This window comes from Corynebacterium suranareeae, from assembly GCF_002355155.1.
In the GTDB taxonomy this organism is placed as follows: Bacteria; Actinomycetota; Actinomycetes; order Mycobacteriales; family Mycobacteriaceae; genus Corynebacterium; species Corynebacterium suranareeae.
Genome location: NZ_AP017369.1, coordinates 2,430,233 through 2,455,901, shown reverse-complemented (window position 1 = coordinate 2,455,901; position 25,669 = coordinate 2,430,233). Strand labels below are relative to the sequence as shown.

Genomic DNA, 25,669 nt, shown 5'->3' with positions numbered 1-25,669 from the left:
TTACACCGCTAGACAAGCCGGATGGTGGAAGCATACTCACAGCACACCGTCTTATAGGAGTTATCCGTCACCGTGAAAACTGGAAATGATACCCCAGCACCTCAACAAGTGACGGCTCCCCAAAACAAGACACGCATGGATTGGCCAGATATTGCCAAGGGAATCTCCATCCTTGGTGTTGTCCTCCTCCACGTATCTTTAGCAATTCCCGGTGGACAAGACACCTTGGCCTCCCACCTGAATTCTCTGCTTGACCCTTTGCGCATGCCGCTATTTTTCATGGTCAGCGGATTCTTTGCGGTCAAAGTCCTAGATCAAAGCTTTGGTGAGCTTTTCCGTGGACGCTTGTGGTTTTATCTAGTGCCCTACCTTTTGTGGACACCGGTTAACCTTTACCTCCACAGACTTGAAGGCACAATATTCACTGGTAGGGAACCAGCCTCATTTGAGTGGTACAGCGATTCCATCGTGTGGGCAACCAATATGTACTGGTTCCTGTACTTCCTGGTGATGTTCAACCTGTTCCTATGGGCGACCAAGAAACTTCCAGGTTGGGCAATCGCTGTCTTGGTGGCATCATTGTGGCTCTTCATGCCGGCGTTCAGTGAAATTGAAATCTTACGCAAGTCCATCATTTATTTGCCAGCATTTTTGATTGGCGCATATTTCCGCCCACTGATTACCCGGTTTGCTGAATCTGCGACCAAGCCCAAAGCCATCGTCTTTTCCGCGGTTCTTTATGTTGCAGGATTGGCATTGGGAGTTATCTCCAACGCGTTGAGAGACGCCCAACATCACGGCGCCACAATGCTATGGCTGATGAATCTCCGAGACAGCTACGCCCATGCCTTAGGTGGAAACCTCACGGGATTCGATATGGATCATTTGCCCGCCATGATCATTCGAGTAATTTCGTTGCCAGCCGGAATTGTCATGTGCGTATGGATTGCGCGCATCAAACCGCTTGGTGATTTGCTCAAACTCATCGGCAAGCACACGCTGCCTATCTATATTGGTCATGCACTTGGGTTGTCCCTGATCTTCGGATTTGGACTGCGCTGGAATTTCATGACCATCGACAACCTTTCCGAAAGCATGTGGCACCACACCAATACATGGATGGTTATAGCCTTCGCGTGCGCAATGCTGGGCGGTTATCTCACGTATCTGCTTTCCAAAGTCCCAGGATTGGGATGGAGCCTTGTTCCACCTAAGCTGCCGGCACTTGTTGAGGAACGTCCCGTCAAGGTTGATCAACCGGAGAGTGCTTCTGCAAGCAGTAAAGCGTACGGTATATAAAAGAAGCCAAGTTTTATAGTTAGCGTGAATCGGTTGTGTCCGAGTTTATGGTTGAACCGCCGTCTGGTGGGAAGCACTGGGCTTTGAAGTTGTGAAAAATCTACAAGGGCTTTTGAATAGTAAAGGATCATCGCTTCAGTGAATAAGGTCATGCGCATCCGGTTGCTTATTGTCGCACTACTCATCGTTTTTTATGTGGTTGTAGCCGCACTTGATTGGTCTCGTGAAGTTATCGCTCCAATTATTCTCATCGCCGTAGCTTTGGCTATTTTCGTACCAATTGGTTCTAAACAAAGCGCTAAGCAGGATAAAGAGTAGGGATTTAGCGCAAGCAGACCAGCAAAAAATTCAGGACCCAAGCTTAAATGCTTGGGTCCTGACTTACTCTAAGTTATTCCTTGCCGCTATTGGCTCGGTTGCAGTGGAGTTTCAGTGGACTTTGCAGGAGAATTTCCTTGTATGAATCCGCATGCAATAAACACGCCGAGAATAATTGCCGCAGGAGCAAGAGCCATTGGTTCAACCAGTAAGTACCAACCATAGTGCGCTACATATCCTTGGGGTTCTGGGTCATTTAGCGGGAACACGTTGGCATACGATAGATGCTGTGGGGTCCAAGAGACAAGGGAAATAAACGCAAGTAAGTAAACGTAGACAAGGCGTCCCTGAGTAACCAATACGGTAATAAGGGGAAGAAGCAAAACTAGTTGATGCAGTTCGACCGTAGGTAACACCAGCAGTGGAAGCGCAATGCTTAAAGCTACAGACAGGTTGGTGTTGTTTCGAACCCAACTGCGATGGATTGCCCATGCACCAATAACAAGGCCGATGATCGCCCATACGATCATCACGCTTGGAGATTCCGACACCCAGCGTGCCAGGAATGCGTAGATAGAAATATTATCTCGACCATCGCGGCCACTGAACCACTGACGCAGCAGATTTAGATTGAAAGGATCGGGGTTAAGCAGAATTCCCGCGATCCACAACACAATTGCGGTACCCGCGGCCGTGATGGTTGCAGCGAAACGGCGGTGAATAAGGAAACCGACGAGGATTAAAATCGGCCACCCGAATAATCCAGCTGCAACGCCAGTGAGGAATCCACGCCGAAGGATCACATTGTTACCCAGTAAATCTACAGTAATTAGTGCAAGAGCAACCACAGTGAGTGAGCCAAACTGCAAGGCATCTTGTACAGAAAACATCATCAGTGACACAGCGAGAATGCTGAGGTTAATCATCCAAGATTGTTGGCGGCCACCATAGCGTTGCATGAGTATTCTTACAGTTACTGCCAGCGCCGTAGCATTAAGCACACCAACAACCCAGAGAGGAACTAACGGATCCGACGTCGTGGCAAATTTGAAAATCAACTCCCCGAGGTCAGTTAATCCACGCCCTTCAATCGTTTGTACAGGATATTGCCTTAACGATTCATTTTGATTGTTTCCTTTAAACCATACGTTGGCAAACAGATAGAAGATAGTAATGCTCAGCACAACTAGCAGGGCAGGGGATGGTGTCCGCGTGGATGTGCTTTGAGCGTCGGCGTGAATGCTTCCGAAAATACGTGGATTTATCAAAGCCACAATCACAATGGCGATGGACACAACAACATATGCATTGCCTGATGGTTGCAGGAATATCGGCCAAAACGGATACGACTCTGAATCATAAGGCATGTTCCAGAACGTGGTGATGAACATCGGAATCGTCGTCAGCAGGGCAAGTACCCCGGCAGTTGCCGCAGTAGAAGGCGCAGAATGCCGCTGGTTCCACGCACTTGCGCCTAATCCAAGAGCAAGTGGGATCAGCCAAACCCAGTGATGCGACCACGAAACTGGGGAGCACAGCAGCGCAATGAGGGAGTTCAGCATCACGGCACCATAAGGGTTTCCAGCGCGCACCACGCGCCACATTGCCACAGCAATTCCTGCAAGGCACAACACGACTGCCACCAGCCATAGCTTTTCGACGAGCCCCTGGTGTTCATGCATCAAACGGCTAAGCGCCCCTCGCATCGATTGGTTAGCAATATAAGACAAATTGCCAATGCGCGATGGATCGTTAAGAGTTTCGGTCCAATAAATTTTGGAACTCGATGGCAACAGCGCAAAAGCCAGGGCGGAGAATCCCACACCGGATGCTATGGCGACTCCAGCGCTCTTCCAATCTTTCTTCACCAGGAAATAGAGACCAAACACAGCGGGGGTGAGTTTGATCGACGCTGCTAAGCCAATCCAAAAACCGCGTGGTAGCCATGGCTTCTTTGTGAAGGTATCCATGAGGACAAGTGCCATCAAAATGATGTTTACTTGGCCAAACTGAAGGGTTTGAAATACAGGCTCGGTGGATAATGCCACAGGCAAGATCAGGTAAGACACAAACCGTGAATCAGCATCGGAGAGACTTTTAAACGTTCTTCTTAGAACAATTGCCACGCTCCACCACAACAACACACTGGAGATAAGTGTCAGTGCGATTCCAGCAATGTTGCTAGGTAAAAGCGCTAGGGGGACAAAAAGTGCTGCTGAGATTGGCGGGTAGGTAAAGGGAAGTTGGATGCCTCCTACCTGATAGTCCTGCGTGTACAGGTTTTCACCGCGCAAGAAGGCTTGGGCACCAGCGCGATAAACATCGGTGTCAATGTGGAAGAAGAAAACAAATGATTCGATGGCCCGAACGTTGAAAATGGATGGCCACAATGTAAGAAGCAGTGCAGCAGTTGCAAGGATTACAAGCGCTTTCTTCAATGTCGAATTTGACGCAACATCGCGCCATTGGAAATAGCTGGGGTTTTCCCGAGAGTCTTCCACAAGTTTTTCACCGTGCATGCCATGTAGTGTATCGGTATCCAGTGATTTTTAAGGAACTGCGTTGCGCGAGATGCCCTGCTGTGACGTTGCGTTCGCCCTTTTAGCTACGATGAACTATGAATCCACGTTTTCAACACTGAGAAGGACTAATTAGTAGTGCGTTATTTTTACGATACTGAGTTCATCGAAGATGGGCGCACGATCGAATTGGTCTCTATTGGAATCGTGGCAGAAGATGGCCGAGAATATTACGCGGTGTGCACCGGGTTTGATTCTGCAAAGGCTAATGCGTGGGTCCGCACTAATGTATTAGACAAGCTGCCCAATCCTTCGTCCAAGGTGTGGAAGTCAGCGGACACCATTAAACGTGAAGTGTATGAGTTTTTAACCTCTGCGGGATCCAAACCTGAATTATGGGCGTGGGTGGGAGCCTATGATCACGTGCTGTTGGCACAAATGTGGGGGGATATGGCTGGTCTTCCCAGGGAGATCCCACGGTTTACCCGTGAGCTTCGTCAGTATTGGGAAATGGCGGGATGTCCCACCTTGCCGGAGCTGCCGGTAGGTAATCACGATGCGTTGGTTGATGCTCGTCATAATTTAGCTAAGTTCAAAGTGTGCATGGCTACGCTACCTTTGGGGAAAAGAAATAGCGTGATCTAAGCCAACCATGCTGATTCCATAGGTTGGGAGAAAACCTATACGTAATTCCATTCCTTAATACGGCGATATCGTGCTATGAATAGGGGTGTGAGTTGGACAGTTGATATCCCTAAAGAAGTTCTCCCTGATTTGCCACCATTGCCAGAGGGCATGCAGCAGCAGTTCGAGGACACCGTTTCCCGTGATGCTAAGCAGCAACCGACCTGGGACCGTGCGCAGGCAGAAAATGTGCGCAAGATCCTTGAGTCAGTACCGCCTATTGTCGTTGCACCTGAGGTTGTTGAGCTAAAGCAAAAGCTCGCCGATGTAGCAAACGGTAAGGCATTTTTATTGCAGGGTGGTGACTGCGCTGAGACCTTTGAGTCAAACACAGAGCCACATATTCGTGCCAACATCAAGACCTTGCTTCAGATGGCAGTTGTGTTGACCTACGGTGCATCCACACCAGTGGTTAAGATGGCTCGCATTGCTGGACAGTATGCAAAGCCTCGTTCATCAGATCTTGATGGAAATGGTTTGCCAAATTACCGCGGCGATATCGTCAACGGTGTGGAAGCAACTCCTGAAGCACGCCGACATGATCCGGCACGCATGATTCGTGCATACGCAAATGCTTCCGCTGCCATGAACCTGGTGCGAGCTCTTACTAGCTCTGGTACTGCAGATCTTTACCGCTTGAGTGAATGGAACCGTGAGTTCGTTGCTAATTCCCCAGCAGGTGCTCGTTATGAGGCACTGGCTCGGGAAATTGATGCAGGTTTGCGTTTCATGGAAGCGTGTGGCGTGTCCGATGAGTCACTGCGTGCCGCAAATATTTACTGCTCGCATGAAGCATTGCTGGTGGATTATGAGCGTTCCATGCTGCGTCTTGCAACCGATGAAGAGGGTAATCAGGAACTCTATGATCTTTCAGCACACCAGCTGTGGATCGGTGAGCGTACCCGTGGCATGGATGATTTCCATGTGAACTTTGCGTCGATGATTTCAAACCCCATTGGAATCAAGATCGGTCCTGGAATTACTCCAGAAGAGGCAGTCGCTTATGCCGACAAGCTTGATCCAAACTTCGAGCCGGGTCGTTTGACCATTGTTGCTCGCATGGGCCATGACAAAGTCCGATCCGTCCTTCCTGGTGTTATCCAGGCTGTTGAAGCATCAGGACACAAGGTTATTTGGCAGTCCGACCCGATGCACGGAAATACCTTCACTGCATCTAATGGCTACAAGACTCGTCACTTTGACAAGGTCATTGATGAGGTTCAGGGCTTCTTCGAAGTCCACCGCGCGCTGGGTACTCACCCAGGTGGTATCCACATTGAGTTCACTGGTGAAGATGTCACTGAGTGTCTCGGTGGTGCAGAAGACATTACTGATGTGGATCTTCCAGGCCGCTATGAATCAGCGTGCGATCCACGCCTGAACACTCAGCAGTCTTTGGAGCTAGCCTTCCTTGTAGCTGAAATGCTGCGCAACTAGTTTTTGGGGTACCAACTCCAGATAGAGGTGTGGGCAGACGACGAACCGTTGTCTGCCCCACACCTTTGTCTAGTGCCACGCGTACATTAGACAACAAGATTTCTGAAATTTGGGCGCCTTTTTGGCAATATCTTGTTGTCTTATGTACACACGGTGCAAATTCACTTAATTATTTTGGGAAAGGCCTTCAGCCCAATGCTCAGTGTGATCATGAGACCAATGGATAACCAGGTCCAGTCATTGATCAGCACCTTTTCCCAGATGTTGAGCTCGAAAACATTCACACCGTCGCGGCCAAACCACCACTTTGGTGGAAGCATCAGCAACATAATGCTCAAAATGAGGCCACTTACCAGTAAGAACTTGGGGCGGAATGGGTGTTGGCGGTAGCGGAGGAAAAACACAACAGCCCATAGTGGAAGCCACACCCAGTGGTGGGACCAGGAAATGGGGGAGATCAGCAGCATGAGCATGGCATTAACCATGACCGCTTCTACGTTAAGGCCCCGCACGAATAGTTGCTTCATCAGATACGCCACGGCACAGATAGCTATGACAGATAATACGATCCACAAGATTGAAGGAATCGATGAGGCTTCTGCATCTGCTTTTGAGGTCCACCACCGATAGAGCATTGCTTGCAGGGAGCTGTTGGACTGGAAGGTGGTGTCGACGCCAGATTCACCATCAGCGTTTAGGTTCAGCAAGGTGGTGGTGAAAAACTCTTTGGTGTTTTCCCACGCTAACACTGCACCGATCGCGGTGAACGCACACAGTGAAATAACGGCGTTGATGATGCCTCGGAAATCCTTCTTCACGAGGAAATACAGCAGCATTGCCAGGGGCGTGATTTTGATGGATGCTGCAAGCCCAATGAGGACACCTCGTGGAATCCTGCGTTTGATGGGGAGGAGATCAAAAACCACCAAGGCCATGATCAAGATGTTGATCTGCCCTAGATCAGCATTCAGTAGTACTGGCTCTGCAAAGAGCATGATGGGCCAGGAAATAGCTGCAATGGTGAAAGCGAGCAGCCTGTCACGACCTTCAAGGACAGCGTTGGTGACTAGATATAGGCACAACAACAAAAGCAGGGAGGAGCTGACCACCATGAGGTTGCCCACGAGCTCAACGGTTAAGAAATCGAAATATCCCCACGGTGCAAACAAGATGGCACCGATGGGCGGATAGATAAAGGGGAGGGAAATATCACCCATATCAAAGGGCTGAGCATATAGAGAACGCCCCTCGACCAGTGCCCGTGCGCCTTCGCGGTAGACTGCGGCGTCGATGCGCCAATTAAAGCGCTCAATCAAAATCTTGTTGGCCACTAATCCGGCGGCAATTCCTAAAACGGAAATCAATGTCAGCAGATCTTTAGTGCCAAGATTAATGTTGCCGATCTTGGTGGTTAAAGGATCAGATGTAGCGCCGGACGGATCGGACGGAACAGTTTGTACTGTCTCGCGATTGGTCAAAACCAAGAATCCTTTCCTTCATTTCAAACACTTGAGGTGTTTAGACAAAGGTTCAATCATAGAGCACGAAGTTGTGATACTACTTATTGGCCGATGAGGAAGTGCTGTCTATGGCAGATATCATGGCAATGACCGCTGCGGAAAAGATGAGGTAGTGGGCAGCGAGGATCTGAATCCACCACGGCCAACTTAATTCAATATCGTTGTCTGAAGGCACAAAATTGTGGAATGACCCAAAGGTCAGCGCAAATACACCCCAAATAGACAACCAGCGATGCTTGGTTAGCCACAGGGCAACACATAAAGGCCCAAGCCATACCCAGTGGTGGTACCAGCTAACCGGTGAGCACAATAAAGCGATCAAAGAGACCAAAGATACGGCCAATAGTCGGTTGGCGCTGCTTAAACCTGAACTTAGAACCCGGTAGCAGGCAAGTCCAACAGCAACGATGACTAGTGCAACAGCTGCCAGCCAGATGATATTCATCGCCGAGCCAAGTTCTGGGAGCCGCTCAAGAACCGCACGGATTGATACGTTGCGGGCGAAGTGGAGGTCGCCGATTCGTTCGGCAGTAAAGAGCACATCGGTGAAGTACTGGATGCTGATGGATGGGCGGAACAAAAACGCCAGTCCAGAAGCACCGAGGAAGCCACCGATCATGCCGAAAAGTCCGCGTGGCGATTTGGTTACTGCCCACAGGATGAGGAAGTAAAGCCCGAACACCAAAGGAGTGATTTTGATAGCTGCGGCAATGCCCGTGAGGACGCCGAGTGGCACATACTTGAGCGCGCCTGAATGGCGCGTGTTGTGGGGGAGTGCGACGTCGAAAAGCGTCAAAGCCATGAGGATGACGTTGATTTGGCCAATATTGAGTGTGAAATACACCGGTGCGGACACCAACAGCGCGGCGAACGCAACGAACTCCCAGAGGCGGTCACGAACACCTGCAAGGCGAAGCAAGAATGCGGCGATGGCGTAGGTGGTTAAAAGCGTGACTAGTGCGAATATGCGTTCTGCGACAAGGAGCCCGAACACGTCGTGCAGCCACCACAGAGGAGTGAAAACCAGCGCACCGAATGGGGGATAGGTAAACGGGAGATTGTCATCGGTGGTGTCATACCGAATTTCATAAAGATGATCGGTGGTCCAAAATTCGCGCGCGCCCTGCCAGTACACTTCCACATCGACGGGCAGGCGTAGCCCAAGCGGCCAAGTTAAAGGCCACGCAAACCAATGCGACAGCAACACTCCCACCACAGCCAAAATGGCCACGATGAGAGCGGGTTTTCGCCACTGATCAGGCTGGGTGAGCGGGGTACGCCGGTGAAGCACTAGAACGCCCTTACTGTAACTTCTCCCCCTACCGAGACATCGCTGCGCGCACGAGGGGATTGACTATAAATACGATCATCATCGTCAGCATCCGTCACCAGCGTTAAGCCAGCGTCTTCCAAGATGCTACGAGCATCGCTTACTTTACGTCCAACCACGCTTGGAACTTGAATTTCCCCCGCCAGACCAAGGCTGACCTGCGGATGAGCTGGATCAACTCGGCTTCCGGATTCCGGCTCCACGCTCACGACGGTGTCAGCAGAGCTTGCTGCCTCACCGGGAATAACGCTTGTCGACGCCACGACCAATCCTTCTTCCGCAAGCGCCGCGGTCGCTTCGTCCTGGGTCATGCCCACCACATCTGGGACCGAAATAGCATTAGAAACCTGAAGCACAACTGAGGTGCCTCGCTTTACTTCAGTAGATACCTGTGGCGATGTTGCGTAGACATCTCCATTGGCAGTATCGGCATCAAAACCTTCTTCAGTGCGTTCAACAGTAAGCCCTGCGCGTTCCAAAACTCTCGTTGCTTGATCGACACCCATGCCGGAAACATCCGGAATTTCTACCGGCGCAGGGCCTCTGCTCAAATGAATCTGAACAGTCTCGCCCACATTGAGCTGCGTGCCTGAAGCCGGTGTCAGTGAAACAACTTGTCCTTCTGGAACATCATCCGAATATTCACCAGGTCCATCGACCCATACAAAAGTGTGCTGTTCCAACTCTTCGCGAACGGTGCTTACAGATCTATCCTCGCTAAGATCTGGCACCACGGGACGCCCTTGAGAGACGAGGACGGAAACATCCTCGCCGCGAGGAAGGCGCTCACCAAAAGAAGGATCAGTTCCAATGATCGAACCAGTTGGAACATCATTGTCATACTGAGGCTGGGACACAGCCACAAACCCGGCCTCTTCAACAACAGAGACCGCCTGGACTTCATCCATACCCAAAACCTGAGGAATCTCCCCATAGCGACCAGAACCAAACCACCAGCCACCAATGGCAACGGCAGCGATAACGATCACCACGAAAATTGACCACAACGTTAGCTTCAACTTGGAACGATTACTCACCGGATTGATATCAGGCTCATCGGGTTGGGTGAGTTCCTGATCTTCAATGTGCAGTGCTGCTTCCGGAGGTAACTCAGGAGCATAAGCAGTTTCAGGGAGAGGCTGCGCACCTTGAACAGGCAGAATTGATGTCTCATTAGCAGCCGGAATCACCGCAGTGTGATCAGCTTCAGTAGTTTTCGGAATATGGGTGGTAAACATATCCGTTGGTTGAGAATCCGGAACCTGCGCATTCGCGCGGTTGGCTGCAGAATTAATAGGCACTGGAACTCTAAACGCCGGCAAATCTAGCTCTTTAGCCACATCCTCCAACGCAGTGAGGAACTCACCAGAATCATCAAAACGATCCTCGGGATCAATAGACGTTGCAGTGGCGACAAGCTCATCGATAAGCGAGGGGACGCCGTCGATAAGCGAACTCGGTGCCGGCACGACTTCCGTCAGGCGGGCGTAAGCATGGTCTAAATCATCCGTGCCCGAAAACGGTGTCGTGCCAGTAAGCAACTCAAACAACACGATGCCAGCTGAATAAACATCGCTAGCCGGCCCAATTTCTCCACCCTCAACTTGCTCCGGCGACAAATAGGCCACAGTTCCTACTATCTGGTTATCCTGCGACTGACCTGCATGAGCCGCCCGAACCAAACCAAAATCAGACAGTTTCACTTGATGATCACTATTGATCAACACATTGTCAGGCTTAATATCACGATGCACCATGCCCGCACGGTGTGCCGCCGCAAGCCCTGTGAGCATCCCACGCATAACCCCCACAGCCGCATGCGGGGGCATGGGACCACGTTCCGCGAGCAACTCACGAAGCGTACCCCCAGTGATCAACTCCATGACCAAATACACCAGGCCACCAGTAGCGGAGAAATCATACACATTGACCAAATTTGGGTGATTAAGCTGCGCCATTGACCGAGCTTCCCTCCGGAAACGCTGACGGAAAATGGGATCATCCACAAAGTCCTCTTCCATGACTTTCAACGCCATGGAACGTCCCAAACGAAGATCAAGGCACCTGTACACGGTAGACATGCCACCCCGGGCAATCGGAGTTTCAATCCGATACCTGTCCTCTAAAACGTCACCGACCTTCAAGTTTGCCATGCGTTCCAGTATGTCGGAATCACCACAAAAAGTGGTAGTGACATCCTGTTCTTCAAGGTTAAGAAGGTTTAATGGACTAAAGATTCTCAATTAGAGCGCGAACCAGCTAAATTAAAACTGTGAGTTCCAACAATGAATCCCCTTTCACCCTGCCCGACAATGAGCCATTGCTGACCCTCCCAGAGGCAGCAGAACGCCTTGGAGTTGTTGTCACCAAGGTGATGGACCTGGTCAATGACCACAAACTCATCGTGGTCCGCCGCGATGGTGTCCGCTACATCCCAGAAGCCTTCTTTAGCACGAAGAAAGAAAGCACGAACCGTTTCGTTCCTGGAGTCATCGCGTTGCTGTCTGATGGCGGTTTCAGTGATGATGAAATCTTGGCGTTCCTCTTCACCGAAGACGACAGCCTTCCAGGTCGACCCATCGATGCTCTTCATGGTCAACTAGCACGAGAAGTCATGCGTCGCGCACAGGCGATGGCCTTCTAATATCGGGCTTGATGTCCAAAAACCGGACTGGGAGGACAAGAATTCTTGTTCTCCCAGTCCGGTTTAGCTCTTTCTAACCAAACTTATGTGCCAAAGAGTGAGGATCGTGGTTAGTTTTGATATGCCTGTTTGGTGATCTGGTTGGAGCGCGACCAAATCCATAGGTGTTTCCAGGGGTGCTTGGTCTCCAGATGATGTGGGGCACAAACCACCGAGAAAAGGGTCCGACAACGTGATCTTGGCGCCTACTTACATTGCTACTTCTTGGTTTCCTTAAATTAGCTTCGATTGTCGGAGATATAGGCGACTAAATAGTGATTGTCGCCTTGGGAAGTGATTGGCTTTAGCGATCTAGGTGGGGCTCAGTCTTGAAACCAGCGCCTACGACCAAATCCATAGGTGTTTCCAGGGGGTCTTGGTCGCTAGTTCAAATGTACAGGCCGGGATAACGTCGTATTTGACCAAGAATCGAGTTTCTCGAGGGGTGCTTGGTCTTTAGGCGAAGTGAGGTGCAAAACTTAAAAATTCCCGCTAGAAAAGTGACCTCACAGAATTGCGTGTAAGGGCTTCCCAGCTCCCAGGTGATACAAATACCCATCTGGAATTTTGGAGCTCTTAAACGGCCTATAAAAGGCGTTTGCTGAAAACCCAGATGGCCCATTGTGAAGGAGCAAGCATCATTATGGAAGTTGGTTGGAGTAAGGCACAAACACTGAGAACTCGTGGGTCTCGGTCACTTAAGCGGCTCGTTAAAGATGGTGGATAAGAAGTTCGGTTCTAAGCCTGCTTTGTTACTTGCTTACTGCTTGTTGTCGTATCGTCAAAGATCACGACTGTGGCCAACCATGCGATAAGTGCTGAAACAATGACCGTGACGATGTTGTACAACTGATGATTTCCACTGCCGGTAAACATCAAAGCAATAAAGACTGAAGCTCCGGCAGAACCACGAATCAACCACATTGGTGGCTTGAAGGTTCCAAGCAAAGAAATCAAACTAGCGTAATACCACGGCAATGTAACCGAGTTGAAGACGAAGGCTACCGCGTAGGCAGCTGCTGTGCCTGCGATCGCCCTGCGTTCATTTTGACGGAACAGCCACCAGCACACTGCTAATCCACCCAGCATGATGACCATGGAAATAGTGCGCATGACATTAACAACTGCGTTGTAGTTGAAATCGTCGATAAACACTTCCGAAACCATGGTGATCACACTGGCCACCAAAGAAGGGAACGCCAGTGGGTTAATAACTTTGCTGTTACCACTAATCTCACTGATCCAACCCCATGAAGCACCAGACATCCACGTGATGATGCTGACCACAATGCCAGTGATAGCAACACCTGCAGATCCTGAGACCAAAAATCCCAGAATTTGTTGACTCAATGTAGGGGAGTTTTGAGCCTTTTTAGTCGCCAAAAATCCAGCAAAATGATGCATTCCGATCCAGACAACAAATGGAAGCGCAATAGCAGCTGTCGCTTTCAGTGCTACTGCAACCGCGATGAGTGCCACGCCTGAAGCAAAGCGCTTTTTGAGAACCAGCAGTAGACCGATACTGACCAAACCGACCATGAGGGATTCGTTGTGCATGCCACCGATCATGTGGATGATCATCACCGGGTTCGCAACACCAATCCATAATGCAATTGCTGGATTGGCTCCAAAATGCTGAGCAATTCGGACAACGCTCCACGCAATTGCGGCAAGCCCGATAATCGACAAAACTTTATACGCGATGACTCCGGCGGTGACATTATCGCCAACCACCGAGGTAATCATGTCGCCGATCCATAAATGCAACGGACCATAAGGGGTTGTGGTGTTACGCCAATCGTGTGAAACCTCAAGCAACATAGGGCCAGGGTTTACAGCAGCACCTTCTGTATAAGGATCAAAGCCATCACGAAGCATTGCTCCTTGCATGAGGTAGGAATACACATCCCGTGACATCATTGGAGCCGCAAAAATTAATGGCACCACCATGGCATATAGCGTGCGCCTAACAAGACCTAAGTTGTTGCTTGGGGAGTCTTCGTTTTTAAACAAACGCCGGCCAAGATGCACCCACGCGCCGATAAGAAGCAGCTGCCCAATAAACAACACGGTGTTGGACACACCCTGTGCATGGCCAAAAGCAATGAAGTCTAAGCCCAAAGCATCAAGCACTCCGCCGCGGTACCTAATTGCGCCGCCGCCGAAAGAACCCAACATGAGCAACAGGCCCGCTAGCCCACCAAGAACTACCGGGTTAGTAAACCGTTGAAAATAAGTCATGCGCATGGACTACATTCGGCGTTCGGTTGAGCGGATTGCCAAAGCACGCAACTGAGTGCGAACTTCATCAGGGATTTCTACATCATCGAGATGAGCCAAACCAGATTCAGTAAGTTGGGTAATCCGCTGTTCCACTTCTTCTTCTGCACCTGTTGCGCGAATGTGCTTTGCAATAACAGCGATATCTTCAGGTGTTGATACCTTTCCAATGCCTGCACGGATAGCCGCTGCGGCCTCAGGAGAATTCTTATCTGCACGTTGAAGCGCAAGAGCAAGAAGCACCGTACGTTTGCCTTCGCGAATATCATCACCAGCTGGTTTACCAGTGACCTTTGGATCGCCGAACACTCCCAGCAGATCATCACGTAACTGGAATGCGATACCGATGTCATGGCCATAGTGGAGGAGGGCGTCGATAAGCTCTTGCGAGCCTCCAGCAATGGAGGCGCCGAGGTGTAATGGGCGCGCGATGGTGTAGGCGGCTGTTTTAAAGCGGTTAACTGAGTCAGCAAGCTCAACTGCTTCATTAGCATGCGCCTCTAGATAAATATCAAGCAGCTGGCCGCCGATAACCTCAGTGCGCATGCCACGCCAGGCATCTCGCGTACGAGCCAACGCTTCTGCGCTCAAACCGGAATCTTGAAGCATGTCCTCAGCCCACACCAAAGCCATATCACCAGCCAAAATAGAAACAGATTCGCCGAAGTGCTCAGAATCTCCTTCGAGATTATGTGCACGGTGGTTTGCCTCAACGGCACGGTGCACAGTGGGCGCACCGCGCCGGGTGTCAGAAGAATCAATAAAATCATCGTGAATCAAGGCACACGCCTGGATGAACTCGAGGCTCGAAGCAGCATCTAACACTGCCTCAATCTTTTCCCCACTATTTTCTAACCCTTGCGCGGCCAGGAACCCAGCCCATGCGTACAAAGGGCGAATCCGCTTCCCGCCGTTAAGTACAAAACTGCGAAGGTGGGAGACCGCCTCCGTTACGGGATCTCCGATACCTGCAATTGTTGTAGCTTGAGCATCGAGGAACTGCGTGAGTCGATCGCGCACGACCTCCGGGAATGTGTCGAGGTCAAGGTCATGGGCATCGAAAGTGCTCAAGGAGACGTCCTTCAATCGAATAGGTGGATGCGGGTCGGGTTTTGTTGAAGGTGAATAAATGCCAGAGGCAGTCCCAACAAAACACTGCTATCACACTAAGATACCCAGGCATGTCCACAACGAACATCCCGGCCTCATCCCAATGGGCAATTAGCGACGTTTTGAAACGACCTTCCCCCGGTCGAGTGCCTTTTTCTGTCGAGTTTATGCCCCCACGTGATGACGCTGCTGAAGAGCGACTTTATCGTGCAGCGGAAGTTTTTCATGATCTTGGAGCATCATTTGTTTCGGTAACTTATGGCGCTGGAGGGTCAACCCGCGAGCGTACTTCACGTATCGCTCGACGTTTAGCTCAACAACCACTCACAACCTTGGTGCATTTGACCTTGGTTAATCACACTCGTGATGAGATGAAGGCAATTCTGCAAGAGTACCTCGAGCTTGGTTTGACCAACCTGCTTGCTCTTAGAGGCGATCCGCCAGGAGATCCTTTAGGTGATTGGGTCAGTACGGAAGGTGGTTTGAATTACGCCTCGGAGTTGATCGACTTAATTAAAGCCACCCCCGAGTTTGAGCAGTTTGATCTTGGCATTGCGTCTTTTCCTGAGGGGCACTTCCGCGCTAAAACTTTAGAAGAAGACACTAAATACACGTTGGCGAAGCTTCGTGGAGGTGCGCAGTATTCCATCACACAAATGTTTTTCGATGTGGAGGACTATCTTCGACTTCGAGATCGATTGGTCGCAGCTGACCCGATTCACGGAGCTAAACCAATTATTCCGGGCATCATGCCGATTACAAGCTTGCGTTCAGTGCGTCGACAGGTCGAACTGTCCGGTGCACAACTGCCAAGCAATCTTGAGGAAGCTCTTGTTCGTGCTGCAAATGGCAACGAAGAAGCCAACAAGGACGAAATTCGAAAAGTGGGAATTGAATATTCCACGAACATGGCTGAACGCTTGATTGCAGAAGGTGCAGAAGACCTGCACTTTATGACTCTCAACTTCACCCGAGCAACCCAAGAAGTGCTCTACAACTTAGGCATGGCTCCGGCTTGGGGAGCCGAGCATGGACAAGACGCAGTACGCTAAATTCTTCTAAAGCGGGAGAGAGGCGACCAATACTGCAAACGGGCGTTGGTCGCCGTCAAACCTAAAATGCCTCAGTAGATCTGTGAACCCAAGAGAGCGATAAAGGCTGAACGCCTTATTGGCTTCATCCTCAATCTCAGGCGTGGACAAAATAGCGTAGGAGCTTGCTTTGTCCTGTAAGAGTTCGTGCATCATCCTTCGCCCAATACCGTGCCCTTGGAAATCAGGATGTACGTGAACTTCGGCGACCTCAAAATAATCACTTATGATGTGAAATTCTGTCTCTGTAGGGCCGCCTAGCTGCCGAAGTCCTCGACGAAGTTGATGTTGCCACCAATGGTCCGGACTGCCGTTAAACCCATAAGCCACGCCAACGACCTGATCATCCACGAGTGCCGTCACTGCCGTAAAACCAGGATTCTGAGAGTTTCTGCGCCACACTTCAATTCGGGTATCCCGTATAGCTTTGTCGTAATTCATCGCTTGGATATAAACATCCACCAATACCGGTGCATTGATGGTGAATTCGGGGATACTTAGCTTTCGAATGATTGGTGACACGCTCACCATCAAACCAGAAGTTAAGGCAGCTGTTTGGGGATCCGTCAGAAAACTCTCTAAAGCTATCTTGTCGTGCCGGTTAAGACTAAGACTTTCCAATTAGAAAATTTGTTCGAATATTGTGGGAGCGTGTCCACCCCAACCTTTAAAGTGACCCATAACAAGAGAAGCGAAAGCTTAATCAAAATGAGGTTCGAAAGGAGAGGGACGCAATGGGTGACGTAATTTCAGCAACAACGAGGTTTGAACGACAGGGAGGTAAGCGGGCTCAGTTCCTCTCCAAAGCCAATATTCTTTTGGAACAAGCCCATAGTTACCGTGGCGAAGGCGATCTTTTGCTTGCTTTAGAGATGTCATATCAATCCGCACTTCGAACCGCTGGTGCGGTAGTCGCCGGAAGTGCGGTAGCAGCACGAAAGCGCAAGCCTAAAAGTGCGTGGGATCAATTGCATATGGTTGGTGAGGAAGCCGCAGCTTGGGCAGACGAGCTATCTCAGTTTTCGATGATTAGGTCAAGGGCGAACAGTGGGCTGCAGATTTCACTCACGCCGGCTCAACTGGATCAATTTATGTCACGTGTTGCTCAATTCCTGGAAGAGGCACAACAGGGATTCGGTTCAAGCGTGGATGCTGCCTAAGGGCCGATCTTGACGCCCGAGACTTCTGTGATCTTCGTCTACTGAAATCCTGGCGGGGCTCCAAACGGGGGTAGTGGTGGTGGGTGTTTCGGAACTTATTACATCCACTTAAAACACTGTTCATGCTGCACTTTTTACTGATTTGTCTCAGCTGGCGGTCTCTGAGATACGGCACCGTGTCAAAAACGGAGCCTACGGGAAGTAGGGGTAACCCCCTCGATTCAATCGTTATTGGCATAACGGGGAACAATCTGGATATTCTGGGCGTTAATAAGGCATAGAAGAAAAAATGTCTCAACACAACCACCGGGAGGACATCGTGTCACTTTCAGAGCAGGAGCAACGGGCACTGCGCGAAATTGAGCAGGCGCTCATGGCAGATGATCCGAAATTTGGAAAAGCGGTTGCAAGTAACAATGGCCTAACAGGCGGTGGATTAACCCTCAGGGGAATCGCACTTTTCGTACTCGGACTTGTATTTCTTGTTGCCGGCGTCGCATTAAGCCAGCAAACATTGTGGTTCGTTGCGCTCGGAATTATCGGATTCTTGGTCATGTTTGGCTCGGGAGTGTGGATGTTGCGCGGAGATGGATCAAATAAGATCACCGTCGCCTCTCGCACCTCCAATGCGAAGAATCGCCAGCCAGGAAATTCCACAATCGGGGATAAGATGGAGGAAAACTTCCGTCGTCGATTTGAGGGAAATAAGTAGAAAGTAACTAAATAAGACTTCTCCCAACACCGTTGGGTAATTCAGTGAGGGGCTACAGCTTTAATCGGCTGTGGCTCCTCACTTCTCTATGGATAGCTAAATCTGCGCGCATTACATGAAAGTCATCCCAATCCTGGCAAAGGGCAACTTCATATTTCCGTGTTCCATGCCTGCCTAAATTCAGCATCAAGATCGGAAAAGGTGGCCAAAATCAGAACATCTTGTTGTCGAATACGCATCGGGGGTTGGTAAACGGAAGTGTTCGCCCAACATGGATCCTTGAGTTACTTAGCTAATCTAGGTCGCTTTACCCTCCGGTTGAACATCTATCCCGATGTGGGTGGAAGTTGGTGGTGCAGTCGGTGTGTGCACCGCCACCTGGGGATGTGGTGGTTGTGTGTCAACTTGGGGCAGGATCTTGTGGGGAGTTTTTAAGAACCGTCGTATATGGCCAAACCCATGAGGGTATTAACGGTTTTTGGTCACCAGGGCTAGTTGGGAGGGCTGGAAAACGTTCTGTATGACCAGAAGCTTTTCGGGGATAAGCATTCTTGGTCACCAGGTGAAGTGAGGCGTACGACCTGGCGATGGGGGTCAAGAGTGACCTCATTAAAGTCGTTTCTAACCCACGGCGCCCACGGCGCGTAAACGGATGACGCAAATACTTACCTGGTCGCAGAAGGCGATAGTTAAAACCTCGCGTTGTGAGGAAAGTTGATGGCCTTGGTGTCATGAAATCCGGCTGATACTTCGGGGCCGGGGCGGTTAGGATCAATCCCCACTTCCTCCCACCGAGAGTCCCCACCTTCCCCCACTTGCTATTGAGGCAAATTTCTAGGATCCAAAATTCTAAGAGTTTGATAAGAAGATTAAGAGTTTTTGGCTTGTTTGCTGCCATTTCCCCTGGAAGATTGATGGAAATGAGTCGAAAGGTGAGTGAGGTGAAGGTGCTGCAAAAATGGCCTTAAGTGGGTGGTGTGAAAAATGTTGTTGAGTTTTGGGGGCGACACGAAAACAACCCCCACTTTCTTTTTATGCCTATGACCTGCGTTGATTGTCTGCCGGTGGGGGAATATGGATGCAACACTTGATTCAGGTGGGGGAAAGTGGGGTATTGTGGGCTGCAGCGGTGCGTGGTGGTCTTGCATGAGAGACTGCTTCGCACCCTCAGAGACAAACTGAATTGTTGGTTCTGTTTAAGCCACTGAGTAGCTGGGAAAGGGGACTTCAAGGATGTTCCTTGGTACCTACACCCCGAAACTCGATGACAAAGGCAGGCTGACTCTTCCGGCAAAGTTCCGTGAGGACCTTGCGGGGGGATTGATGGTGACAAAAGGTCAAGATCACAGTCTCGCGGTTTATCCGAAAGAAGAATTTGCAGCTAGGGCTCGCAAGGCAGCTGCAGTTTCACGGACAAACCCTGAGGCACGTGCGTTTATTCGAAACCTTGCAGCAAGCGCGGATGAACAACGACCAGATGGCCAAGGGCGCATTACTTTATCGGCGGCGCATCGCACGTATGCGGGGCTGACCAAAGAGTGTGTCGTGATTGGTTCGGTGGATTTTCTGGAGATTTGGGACGCTCAAGCCTGGGCCGCGTATCAGGAAGAGACGGAGGCTGCCTTCTCAGCAGCTGAAGATGATGTCCTTGGTGGATTGCTCTAGGAAACGAGCAATACTGCCTAATTTGGCAGGGAGCGCGTGTATGGACTCTGCTCGAGAAGTAGCTCTGGTGTACTTCCCCGATACCAGATCGAGACTTTTCGAGTGGGGCCCTGTACGCACTCCGTGATTTGTGGAAATGGACTGCGTGATAAGTGGCTAAAACATTGTCGCGCAGTTTTTTTATCCACAAACATAAGTACAAGACATTGGACATCTAGGCCGGCAGGAAAAGGGGGGAACACGCACATGGAAGATTTTTCCTTGGATGGCAACCACGGACACGTTCCCGTAATGCGTGATCGAATGGCAGCATTGATCGCAACGCACGTGGAAGCAATGGGAGACAACGCGGTCATTGTTGATGCGACCCTTGGTGCCGGTGGTCACGCTGAGTTTTTCCTTAAAACGTTTCCAAAAGCACGCTTGATCGGGCTTGACCGAGACCACAATGCCTTAACAGATGCTCGCCAGCGGCTCGCGCCTTTCGGGGAGCGCTTCATCGGCGTTCAAACGCGTTTCGACGGACTTAGCGAGGTTTTAGAATCCGCCGAGGGCGCAATCATTGATCTTGCTAGGACTCATGGAATCTCAGGCGCACTTTTTGATCTGGGAGTTTCTTCCATGCAGCTAGATCAGGTGGAGCGTGGTTTTGCTTACCGTACTGATGCACCACTTGATATGCGTATGGATCCAACTCAAGGCATTACTGCTGCGGATATCTTGAACACGTACTCTCACGGCGATATCGCACGGATCCTAAAGACCTATGGTGATGAGCGTTTCGCAGGAAAGATCGCGTCAGCGGTTCTTAAAGAGCGTGAGAAAGAACCATTTACCACCTCGGCTCGTTTGGTGGAGCTTTTGTACGACACCATTCCGGCAGCTACCCGACGCACCGGAGGGCACCCAGCCAAACGTACATTCCAGGCGTTGCGCGTTGAGGTGAACAACGAGCTTGATTCTTTAAAGAACGTGCTTCCGCAAATTACTGATGCACTCAACGTAGGTGGGCGTGCTGTCTTTATGAGCTATCAGTCCCATGAAGACAAGCTGGTAAAGAAATTCTTTACGGATCTAACTACCTCGAAAACACCTCCCGGTTTGCCTGTGGATCTTCCTGGAACTGCACCGCAGTTTAAGCAGGTTACCCGTGGGGCCGAAACAGCCTCAGAAGCTGAAATAGAAGAAAACCCCCGTGCTGCACCTGTGAAGGTGAGAGCAATCGAAAGAATCGCTAACAACTCAGGAGACCTCTCATGACAATGACAAATGGTTCCCGCACAGAGTCGGGAAAGATTCGAGATCGTCGTGTTGCTGACACCGACCCCAGATATGGCCGTCGGGTGTCGGTGAGTAGAGATTTCTCCACAGCGGAGGCGTCGGGGAGGGGTGCGTCGATAAGCACACAACCTCGCCGTGAAGCGGCGCCGGAACGACGCCACACCACCCGGGCCCTAGTAAACCCGGGCGCGCAGCCAACGCGTAAGCGCTTGATGCAGCACAAGCTGGGATCCCAGCAGGTGATGTCTGTGCGTGGCCGTCGTGTGGAGGCTAAGCGTGCTGATCCTAAAGTAATTCAACTATCGGTGCTGGTGGTCATCTTGCTGTGCATTGGTGTTGGCGCAACGATGGGACTATCCGGTACGTCAACGCAGCAGACATTCCAGCTTCAAGAGTTGCAGGCAACCGAGACGGATTTGAGCAACCGCATTGAATCGCTTAACCGCGATGTTGAAGATGCTCGCTCTGCATCCACGCTGGCAGCGAATGCTACCGCGATGGGGCTAGTCTCACCAGTTGAACCAGGCGTGCTTGCTGTTCAAGAAAACGGTGAGATTGTAGAAGAGCGTGCAGCTAACCCAGACACACGCCCTATAGTTGACATCAACGGACAACAGACCCGACCTAATCGGGCATCAAGTAACCCTGATGAAACTAATGCAGTGACTGAAAACCTTCAGGCAATTCCACAAGAAGCAGCAGCTCCGCCGTATCAGAGTAACCCTGTTCCTTATGCGGCTACCACAGGACAAGCAGGTGGCGCAGGGCAGTGACTTTCCCCAGCAATGGCAGAAGTCGAGGCGATCGAGCGGGACGTGAAGACACGTCCCGCCGTTCGGCATATCAGGACGAAAGTAGAAGGGCTGCCAGGGAGCGCGAACTTAGCCGCAGAAGCCGCAAGTCTAAAGGCATGCCTCAAGAAGATGGCGTGACCTATCGACCTCAATCTTCATCAAACGGTGGCGCGCACAAACGACGCGTCAACATGGTTACTGCCATTGCCTTGGTGCTGGCTGGAGTTTTAATCATCCGGCTTGGTTGGGTTCAAGTTGTGTGGGGACCGGAGCTGTCTCTGAATGCTTCAGAGCAGCGCACACGTGTTTATGTTGATCCTGCACGACGCGGGACAATTATGGACCGTGAAGGAAATCAGCTTGCGTACACCATGCAGGCACGATCCCTCACAGTTTCGCCCAATATCATGCGGGAAGAGTTACGCACCGGAACTGATCTGGCCCTGCGTCTGGCTGCTGACGAAACAGATCCAGAAAATGTGGCTAGCTATGTCACTATTGAAGAGGGCAATGAGTATGTTTTTGCCTCCGCTGAACAGCGGGAGACAATCTTGTCCGACAAGGTAGAAGAACGCATTCAAAATATTGCAGATCGCATCCCAGAGATCATCAAATCTCATGATCAAGATGTGACTGGGATTTCTTCTGAGGAGATCTTGGACAAGCTGAATGCTGACAGTCAGTATGAGGTTTTGGTTCGCAATGTGGATCCAGATGTAGCATCAGAAATTACCGATGAAATGCCAAGCGTGGCTGCGGATCATCAAGACATCCGTCAGTACCCTAACGGTGCAATCGGTGAGAACATTATTGGCCGCATCAGCATGGATGGTGAAGGCCAGTTTGGTTTTGAGGCATCCAATGATTCATTACTTGCTGGCAACAATGGTCGTTCTACGCAAGACATGTCAATTTTGGGACAGGCAATTCCCGGCACGTTAAGAGATCAGATCCCTGCGATTGACGGCGCCAATGTTGAACTCACGATTGATCTTGACCTCCAAACTTATGTCCAACAGGCATTGGAGCAAGCGAAAGCAAACTCTGGGGCTGAAAATGCTTCAGCAGTGGTTCTTGATGCTAAAACAGCTGAAGTATTGGCGATGGCAAATACCGATACCATCAACCCCAATGAGGACACCGGAAAGCAAATTGAGCAGGGAAAAAGCTTTGATAACCCTTCTGTGACTCACCCCTTTGAACCTGGTTCTGTGGCTAAAGTAATCACGGCCGCCGGAGTTATCCAAGAAGGACTGTCTACCCCAGACGAGGTGCTGCAAGTTCCGGGCAGTATTGAAATGGCCGGAGTTTCAGTCCGGGACGCATGGGAGCACGGCGTGGTGCCTTATACCACTGCGGGCGTGTTTGGTAAGTCTTCAAATGTTGGCACCCTGATGCTTGCTGAGCGGCTTGGCGAGGACAAATTTGCTGAATACCTAGAGCGATTTGGTGTTGGCCAATCAACCGGCATTGAGCTTCCGAGTGAGTCTCAAGGTTTGTTACCTGCCCGGGAACAATGGTCTGGTGGCACATTTGCCAACCTTCCAATCGGTCAAGGTATGTCTATCACCACACTGCAAATGGCTGGCATCTACCAAGCCCTGGCTAATGATGGTGAGCGTATTGAGCCTCGGATCATTAAGAGTGTTACCGACTCTGATGGAACAGTTTTGGAACAACCAGAACCAGATACTGTTCAAGTAGTAAGCGCTGAAGCTGCACGAACCACCGTGGATATGTTTAGGTCAGTCACCCAGGTTGACCCAACGGGTGTCCAGCAGGGTACAGCACCGGATGCTGCAATTGAGGGATACCAAATCTCCGGTAAAACAGGTACAGCTCAGAAAGTAGATCCAAATACCGGCGCGTATTCAAACTCCCAATACTGGATTACTTTCGCTGGCATCGCTCCCGCAGATGATCCACGATTTGTGGTTGCCATCATGCTCGATGAACCAGAGCGAGGCGTACACGGCGGTGGTGGACAAACAGCAGCACCACTGTTCAAAGATATCGCTACGTGGTTACTCAACCGTGACAATATTCCGCTATCAGCAGAAACGGAGCCCATTGTTCTTCAAGCTCAATAGAGCTTAAGGCAATGACTTTTGTAGAATTTCATAATCAACATTTAGAACCTGCGTGAACTTTAAGGGCATCACCCAAGTGCCCGTCTTTAAAACTTTTATTACTCGACCTGTGGAGGAGACAATCATGGCAATAACCTTGCTGGATCTCACCAAAATAATTGGTGGCACTCTTGTTGGAGATTCTGCTGATGCCGCTGATACCGCAGCAGATCTTTCCCTTTCTGCGATCGGTTTAGACTCCTCCAATTTCCCAGAGCGTGAGGCTGTCTTTGCAGCTGTGCCTGGAACGCGTACCCATGGTGCTCAGTTTGCGCACAAAGATGGTGCAGCAAACGCTGTTGCAATTTTGACAGATGAAGCAGGGTTTGAAATCCTCCGCGAGGCGGGAGAAACCCGTCCTGTAGTGGTCGTAGGAAATATCCGAGAAGTTCTAGGTCAAGCATCGTCTTTGATTTACGGTGAGCCTTCGAAAGATTTCACACTCATTGGTGTGACTGGAACATCTGGGAAGACTACAACTAGCTATCTTCTAGAAAAAGGTCTCATAGAAGCCGGACATAAGGTGGGTCTGATTGGCACCACTGGTACCCGCATCGATGGAGAGGCAGTTCCAACAAAACTCACCACTCCGGAAGCACCCACACTGCAGGCTTTATTCGCTCGCATGCGTGATCACGGCGTATCCCACGTGGTGATGGAAGTTTCCAGCCATGCGTTGTCTTTGGGGCGCGTTGCCGGATCTGATTTTGATGTGGCTGCATTTACCAACTTGTCTCAGGATCACCTCGATTTCCACCCCACGATGGAAGATTACTTTGATGCTAAAGCATTGTTCTTCCGTGCTGATTCACCATTAGCTGCTCAAAAGCATGTGGTGTGCATTGACGATTCTTGGGGTGTGCGCATGGCCGAAGAGGCTGCGAATGCGCAAACGGTGTCTACCCAGGGCCAAGAAGCAGATTTCCGTGCAGTAGATATTTCTGTTGGTGACTCTGGTGCACAGCAATTCCACATTGTCACTCCCGAAAATGAGTCTTATTCTGTAGAACTCGCCCTTCCAGGTGCGTTCAATATTGCAAACGCTACACTCGCTTTTGCCGCTGCCACACGCGTAGGAGTGGATGCTTCGGCCTTTGCTAGAGGTATGTCTAAGGTCCACGTTCCAGGTCGCATGGAACGCATCGATGAGGGACAAGATTTCCTTGCCGTGGTGGATTATGCCCATAAGCCAGCTGCGGTGGCAGCAGTTCTAGACACGTTGCGAGCACAAATCGATGGTCGACTCGGTGTAGTTATTGGCGCCGGCGGTGACCGAGATGCCACTAAGCGGGGACCCATGGGACAATTGTCAGCACAACGCGCTGACCTGGTTATTGTCACTGATGACAATCCTCGGTCTGAAGATCCAGCAACCATCCGTGCCGCTGTAACCCAAGGTGCGCATGATGGGGCTGCAGAATCCCCGCGTGAGGTTGAAGTGCTAGAGATTGGTGATCGCGCAGAGGCAATTCGTGTGCTTGTCCAGTGGGCGCAGCCAGGAGATGGCATTGTAGTAGCTGGAAAAGGCCATGAAGTGGGGCAGCTGGTTGCTGGTGTAACTCACCATTTTGATGACCGTGAGCAAGTTCGAGAGGCTTTGCACAACAAGCTTTCTCACAAAACGGATGCTCAGACAACGGATAAAGGATAGGCCACA

The 25,669-nt window shown here is 50.6% G+C and carries 20 protein-coding genes; 13 read left to right on the top strand and 7 right to left on the bottom strand.

Annotated features, from left to right (window positions below):
* Nucleotides 1-72: 72 nt before the first annotated feature.
* Together N24_RS11350 and N24_RS11345 are read left to right on the top strand one after the other, a co-directional pair.
* A complete protein-coding gene (locus N24_RS11350) occupies nt 73-1,299 on the top strand; it encodes an acyltransferase family protein (protein WP_096457073.1) in 1,227 nt (408 codons plus the stop codon).
* A 138-nt stretch (nt 1,300-1,437) separates the two neighbouring features.
* On the top strand, nt 1,438-1,617 hold the full coding sequence (locus tag N24_RS11345) for a hypothetical protein (RefSeq protein ID WP_096457070.1): 180 nt from the start codon (nt 1,438-1,440) through the stop codon (nt 1,615-1,617).
* Nucleotides 1,618-1,703: 86 nt separating this feature from the next.
* On the opposite strand, the gene N24_RS11340 is transcribed toward N24_RS11345, so the two are convergent.
* The gene (locus N24_RS11340; protein WP_096457067.1) at nt 1,704-4,136 is read right to left on the bottom strand and encodes a glycosyltransferase 87 family protein; all 2,433 of its coding nucleotides are present in this window, start codon (nt 4,134-4,136) and stop codon (nt 1,704-1,706) included.
* Between the two features lie 138 nt (nt 4,137-4,274).
* On the opposite strand from N24_RS11340, the gene N24_RS11335 reads away from it, so the two are divergent.
* Both N24_RS11335 and N24_RS11330 read left to right on the top strand, forming a co-directional pair.
* A complete protein-coding gene (locus N24_RS11335; RefSeq protein ID WP_096457064.1) occupies nt 4,275-4,781 on the top strand; it encodes a polyadenylate-specific 3'-exoribonuclease AS in 507 nt (168 codons plus the stop codon).
* Between the two features lie 87 nt (nt 4,782-4,868).
* Nucleotides 4,869-6,257: a class II 3-deoxy-7-phosphoheptulonate synthase gene (locus N24_RS11330; RefSeq protein ID WP_167382095.1), complete on the top strand. Its 1,389-nt coding sequence runs from the start codon at nt 4,869-4,871 to the stop codon at nt 6,255-6,257.
* Between the two features lie 161 nt (nt 6,258-6,418).
* On the opposite strand, the gene N24_RS11325 is transcribed toward N24_RS11330, so the two are convergent.
* The 3 genes from N24_RS11325 to pknB all read right to left on the bottom strand — a co-directional run bounded on the left by N24_RS11325 (nt 6,419) and on the right by pknB (nt 11,260).
* A complete protein-coding gene (locus N24_RS11325; protein ID WP_096460119.1) occupies nt 6,419-7,660 on the bottom strand; it encodes a glycosyltransferase family 87 protein in 1,242 nt (413 codons plus the stop codon).
* 154 nt (nt 7,661-7,814) lie between these two features.
* Entirely contained in the window at nt 7,815-9,068 is a 1,254-nt protein-coding gene (locus N24_RS11320) for a glycosyltransferase 87 family protein (protein WP_096457058.1), read from the bottom strand.
* Complete coding sequence (pknB, locus tag N24_RS11315) at nt 9,068-11,260, bottom strand: Stk1 family PASTA domain-containing Ser/Thr kinase (protein WP_096457054.1); 2,193 nt, start codon at nt 11,258-11,260, stop codon at nt 9,068-9,070. Before pknB ends, N24_RS11320 begins: the two co-directional genes overlap by 1 nt.
* A gap of 119 nt (nt 11,261-11,379) precedes the next feature.
* On the opposite strand from pknB, the gene N24_RS11310 reads away from it, so the two are divergent.
* Nucleotides 11,380-11,751, top strand: coding sequence for an Rv2175c family DNA-binding protein (locus tag N24_RS11310; RefSeq protein WP_096457051.1), 372 nt, complete (start codon nt 11,380-11,382; stop codon nt 11,749-11,751).
* Between the two features lie 777 nt (nt 11,752-12,528).
* Here N24_RS11310 and N24_RS11305 read toward each other — a convergent pair.
* Both N24_RS11305 and N24_RS11300 read right to left on the bottom strand, forming a co-directional pair.
* Nucleotides 12,529-14,031 carry an alpha-(1->6)-mannopyranosyltransferase A gene (locus N24_RS11305; RefSeq protein ID WP_096460115.1) on the bottom strand — a complete coding sequence of 501 codons (1,503 nt, stop codon included), beginning with the start codon at nt 14,029-14,031 and terminating at the stop codon, nt 12,529-12,531.
* A gap of 9 nt (nt 14,032-14,040) precedes the next feature.
* On the bottom strand, nt 14,041-15,141 hold the full coding sequence (locus tag N24_RS11300; protein WP_167382094.1) for a polyprenyl synthetase family protein: 1,101 nt from the start codon (nt 15,139-15,141) through the stop codon (nt 14,041-14,043).
* A 110-nt stretch (nt 15,142-15,251) separates the two neighbouring features.
* Here N24_RS11300 and metF point away from each other — a divergent pair, with 110 nt between their 5' ends.
* Nucleotides 15,252-16,232, top strand: coding sequence for a methylenetetrahydrofolate reductase [NAD(P)H] (gene metF, locus N24_RS11295; protein WP_096457045.1), 981 nt, complete (start codon nt 15,252-15,254; stop codon nt 16,230-16,232).
* A gap of 6 nt (nt 16,233-16,238) precedes the next feature.
* On the opposite strand, the gene N24_RS11290 is transcribed toward metF, so the two are convergent.
* Nucleotides 16,239-16,793, bottom strand: a complete 555-nt coding sequence (locus tag N24_RS11290) for a GNAT family N-acetyltransferase (protein ID WP_096457042.1) — start codon at nt 16,791-16,793, stop codon at nt 16,239-16,241.
* 212 nt (nt 16,794-17,005) lie between these two features.
* Here N24_RS11290 and N24_RS11285 point away from each other — a divergent pair, with 212 nt between their 5' ends.
* The 7 genes from N24_RS11285 (at nt 17,006) to N24_RS11255 (ending at nt 25,663) form a co-directional block, all read left to right on the top strand.
* Complete coding sequence (locus tag N24_RS11285; RefSeq protein ID WP_096457039.1) at nt 17,006-17,431, top strand: SAV_6107 family HEPN domain-containing protein; 426 nt, start codon at nt 17,006-17,008, stop codon at nt 17,429-17,431.
* A gap of 319 nt (nt 17,432-17,750) precedes the next feature.
* Nucleotides 17,751-18,143, top strand: coding sequence for a DUF3040 domain-containing protein (locus tag N24_RS11280; protein WP_167382184.1), 393 nt, complete (start codon nt 17,751-17,753; stop codon nt 18,141-18,143).
* 1,233 nt (nt 18,144-19,376) lie between these two features.
* Nucleotides 19,377-19,808, top strand: a complete 432-nt coding sequence (mraZ, locus tag N24_RS11275) for a division/cell wall cluster transcriptional repressor MraZ (RefSeq protein ID WP_003856549.1) — start codon at nt 19,377-19,379, stop codon at nt 19,806-19,808.
* Nucleotides 19,809-20,054: 246 nt separating this feature from the next.
* Nucleotides 20,055-21,068: a 16S rRNA (cytosine(1402)-N(4))-methyltransferase RsmH gene (gene rsmH, locus N24_RS11270; protein ID WP_096457036.1), complete on the top strand. Its 1,014-nt coding sequence runs from the start codon at nt 20,055-20,057 to the stop codon at nt 21,066-21,068.
* On the top strand, nt 21,065-21,862 hold the full coding sequence (locus N24_RS11265; protein WP_096457033.1) for a hypothetical protein: 798 nt from the start codon (nt 21,065-21,067) through the stop codon (nt 21,860-21,862). The genes rsmH and N24_RS11265 overlap by 4 nt, the downstream gene beginning before the upstream one ends.
* Nucleotides 21,863-22,017: 155 nt before the next feature.
* Nucleotides 22,018-23,973, top strand: a complete 1,956-nt coding sequence (locus tag N24_RS11260) for a peptidoglycan D,D-transpeptidase FtsI family protein (protein ID WP_096457030.1) — start codon at nt 22,018-22,020, stop codon at nt 23,971-23,973.
* A 124-nt stretch (nt 23,974-24,097) separates the two neighbouring features.
* Nucleotides 24,098-25,663, top strand: a complete 1,566-nt coding sequence (locus N24_RS11255; protein WP_096457027.1) for a UDP-N-acetylmuramoyl-L-alanyl-D-glutamate--2,6-diaminopimelate ligase — start codon at nt 24,098-24,100, stop codon at nt 25,661-25,663.
* Nucleotides 25,664-25,669 lie beyond the last annotated feature (6 nt).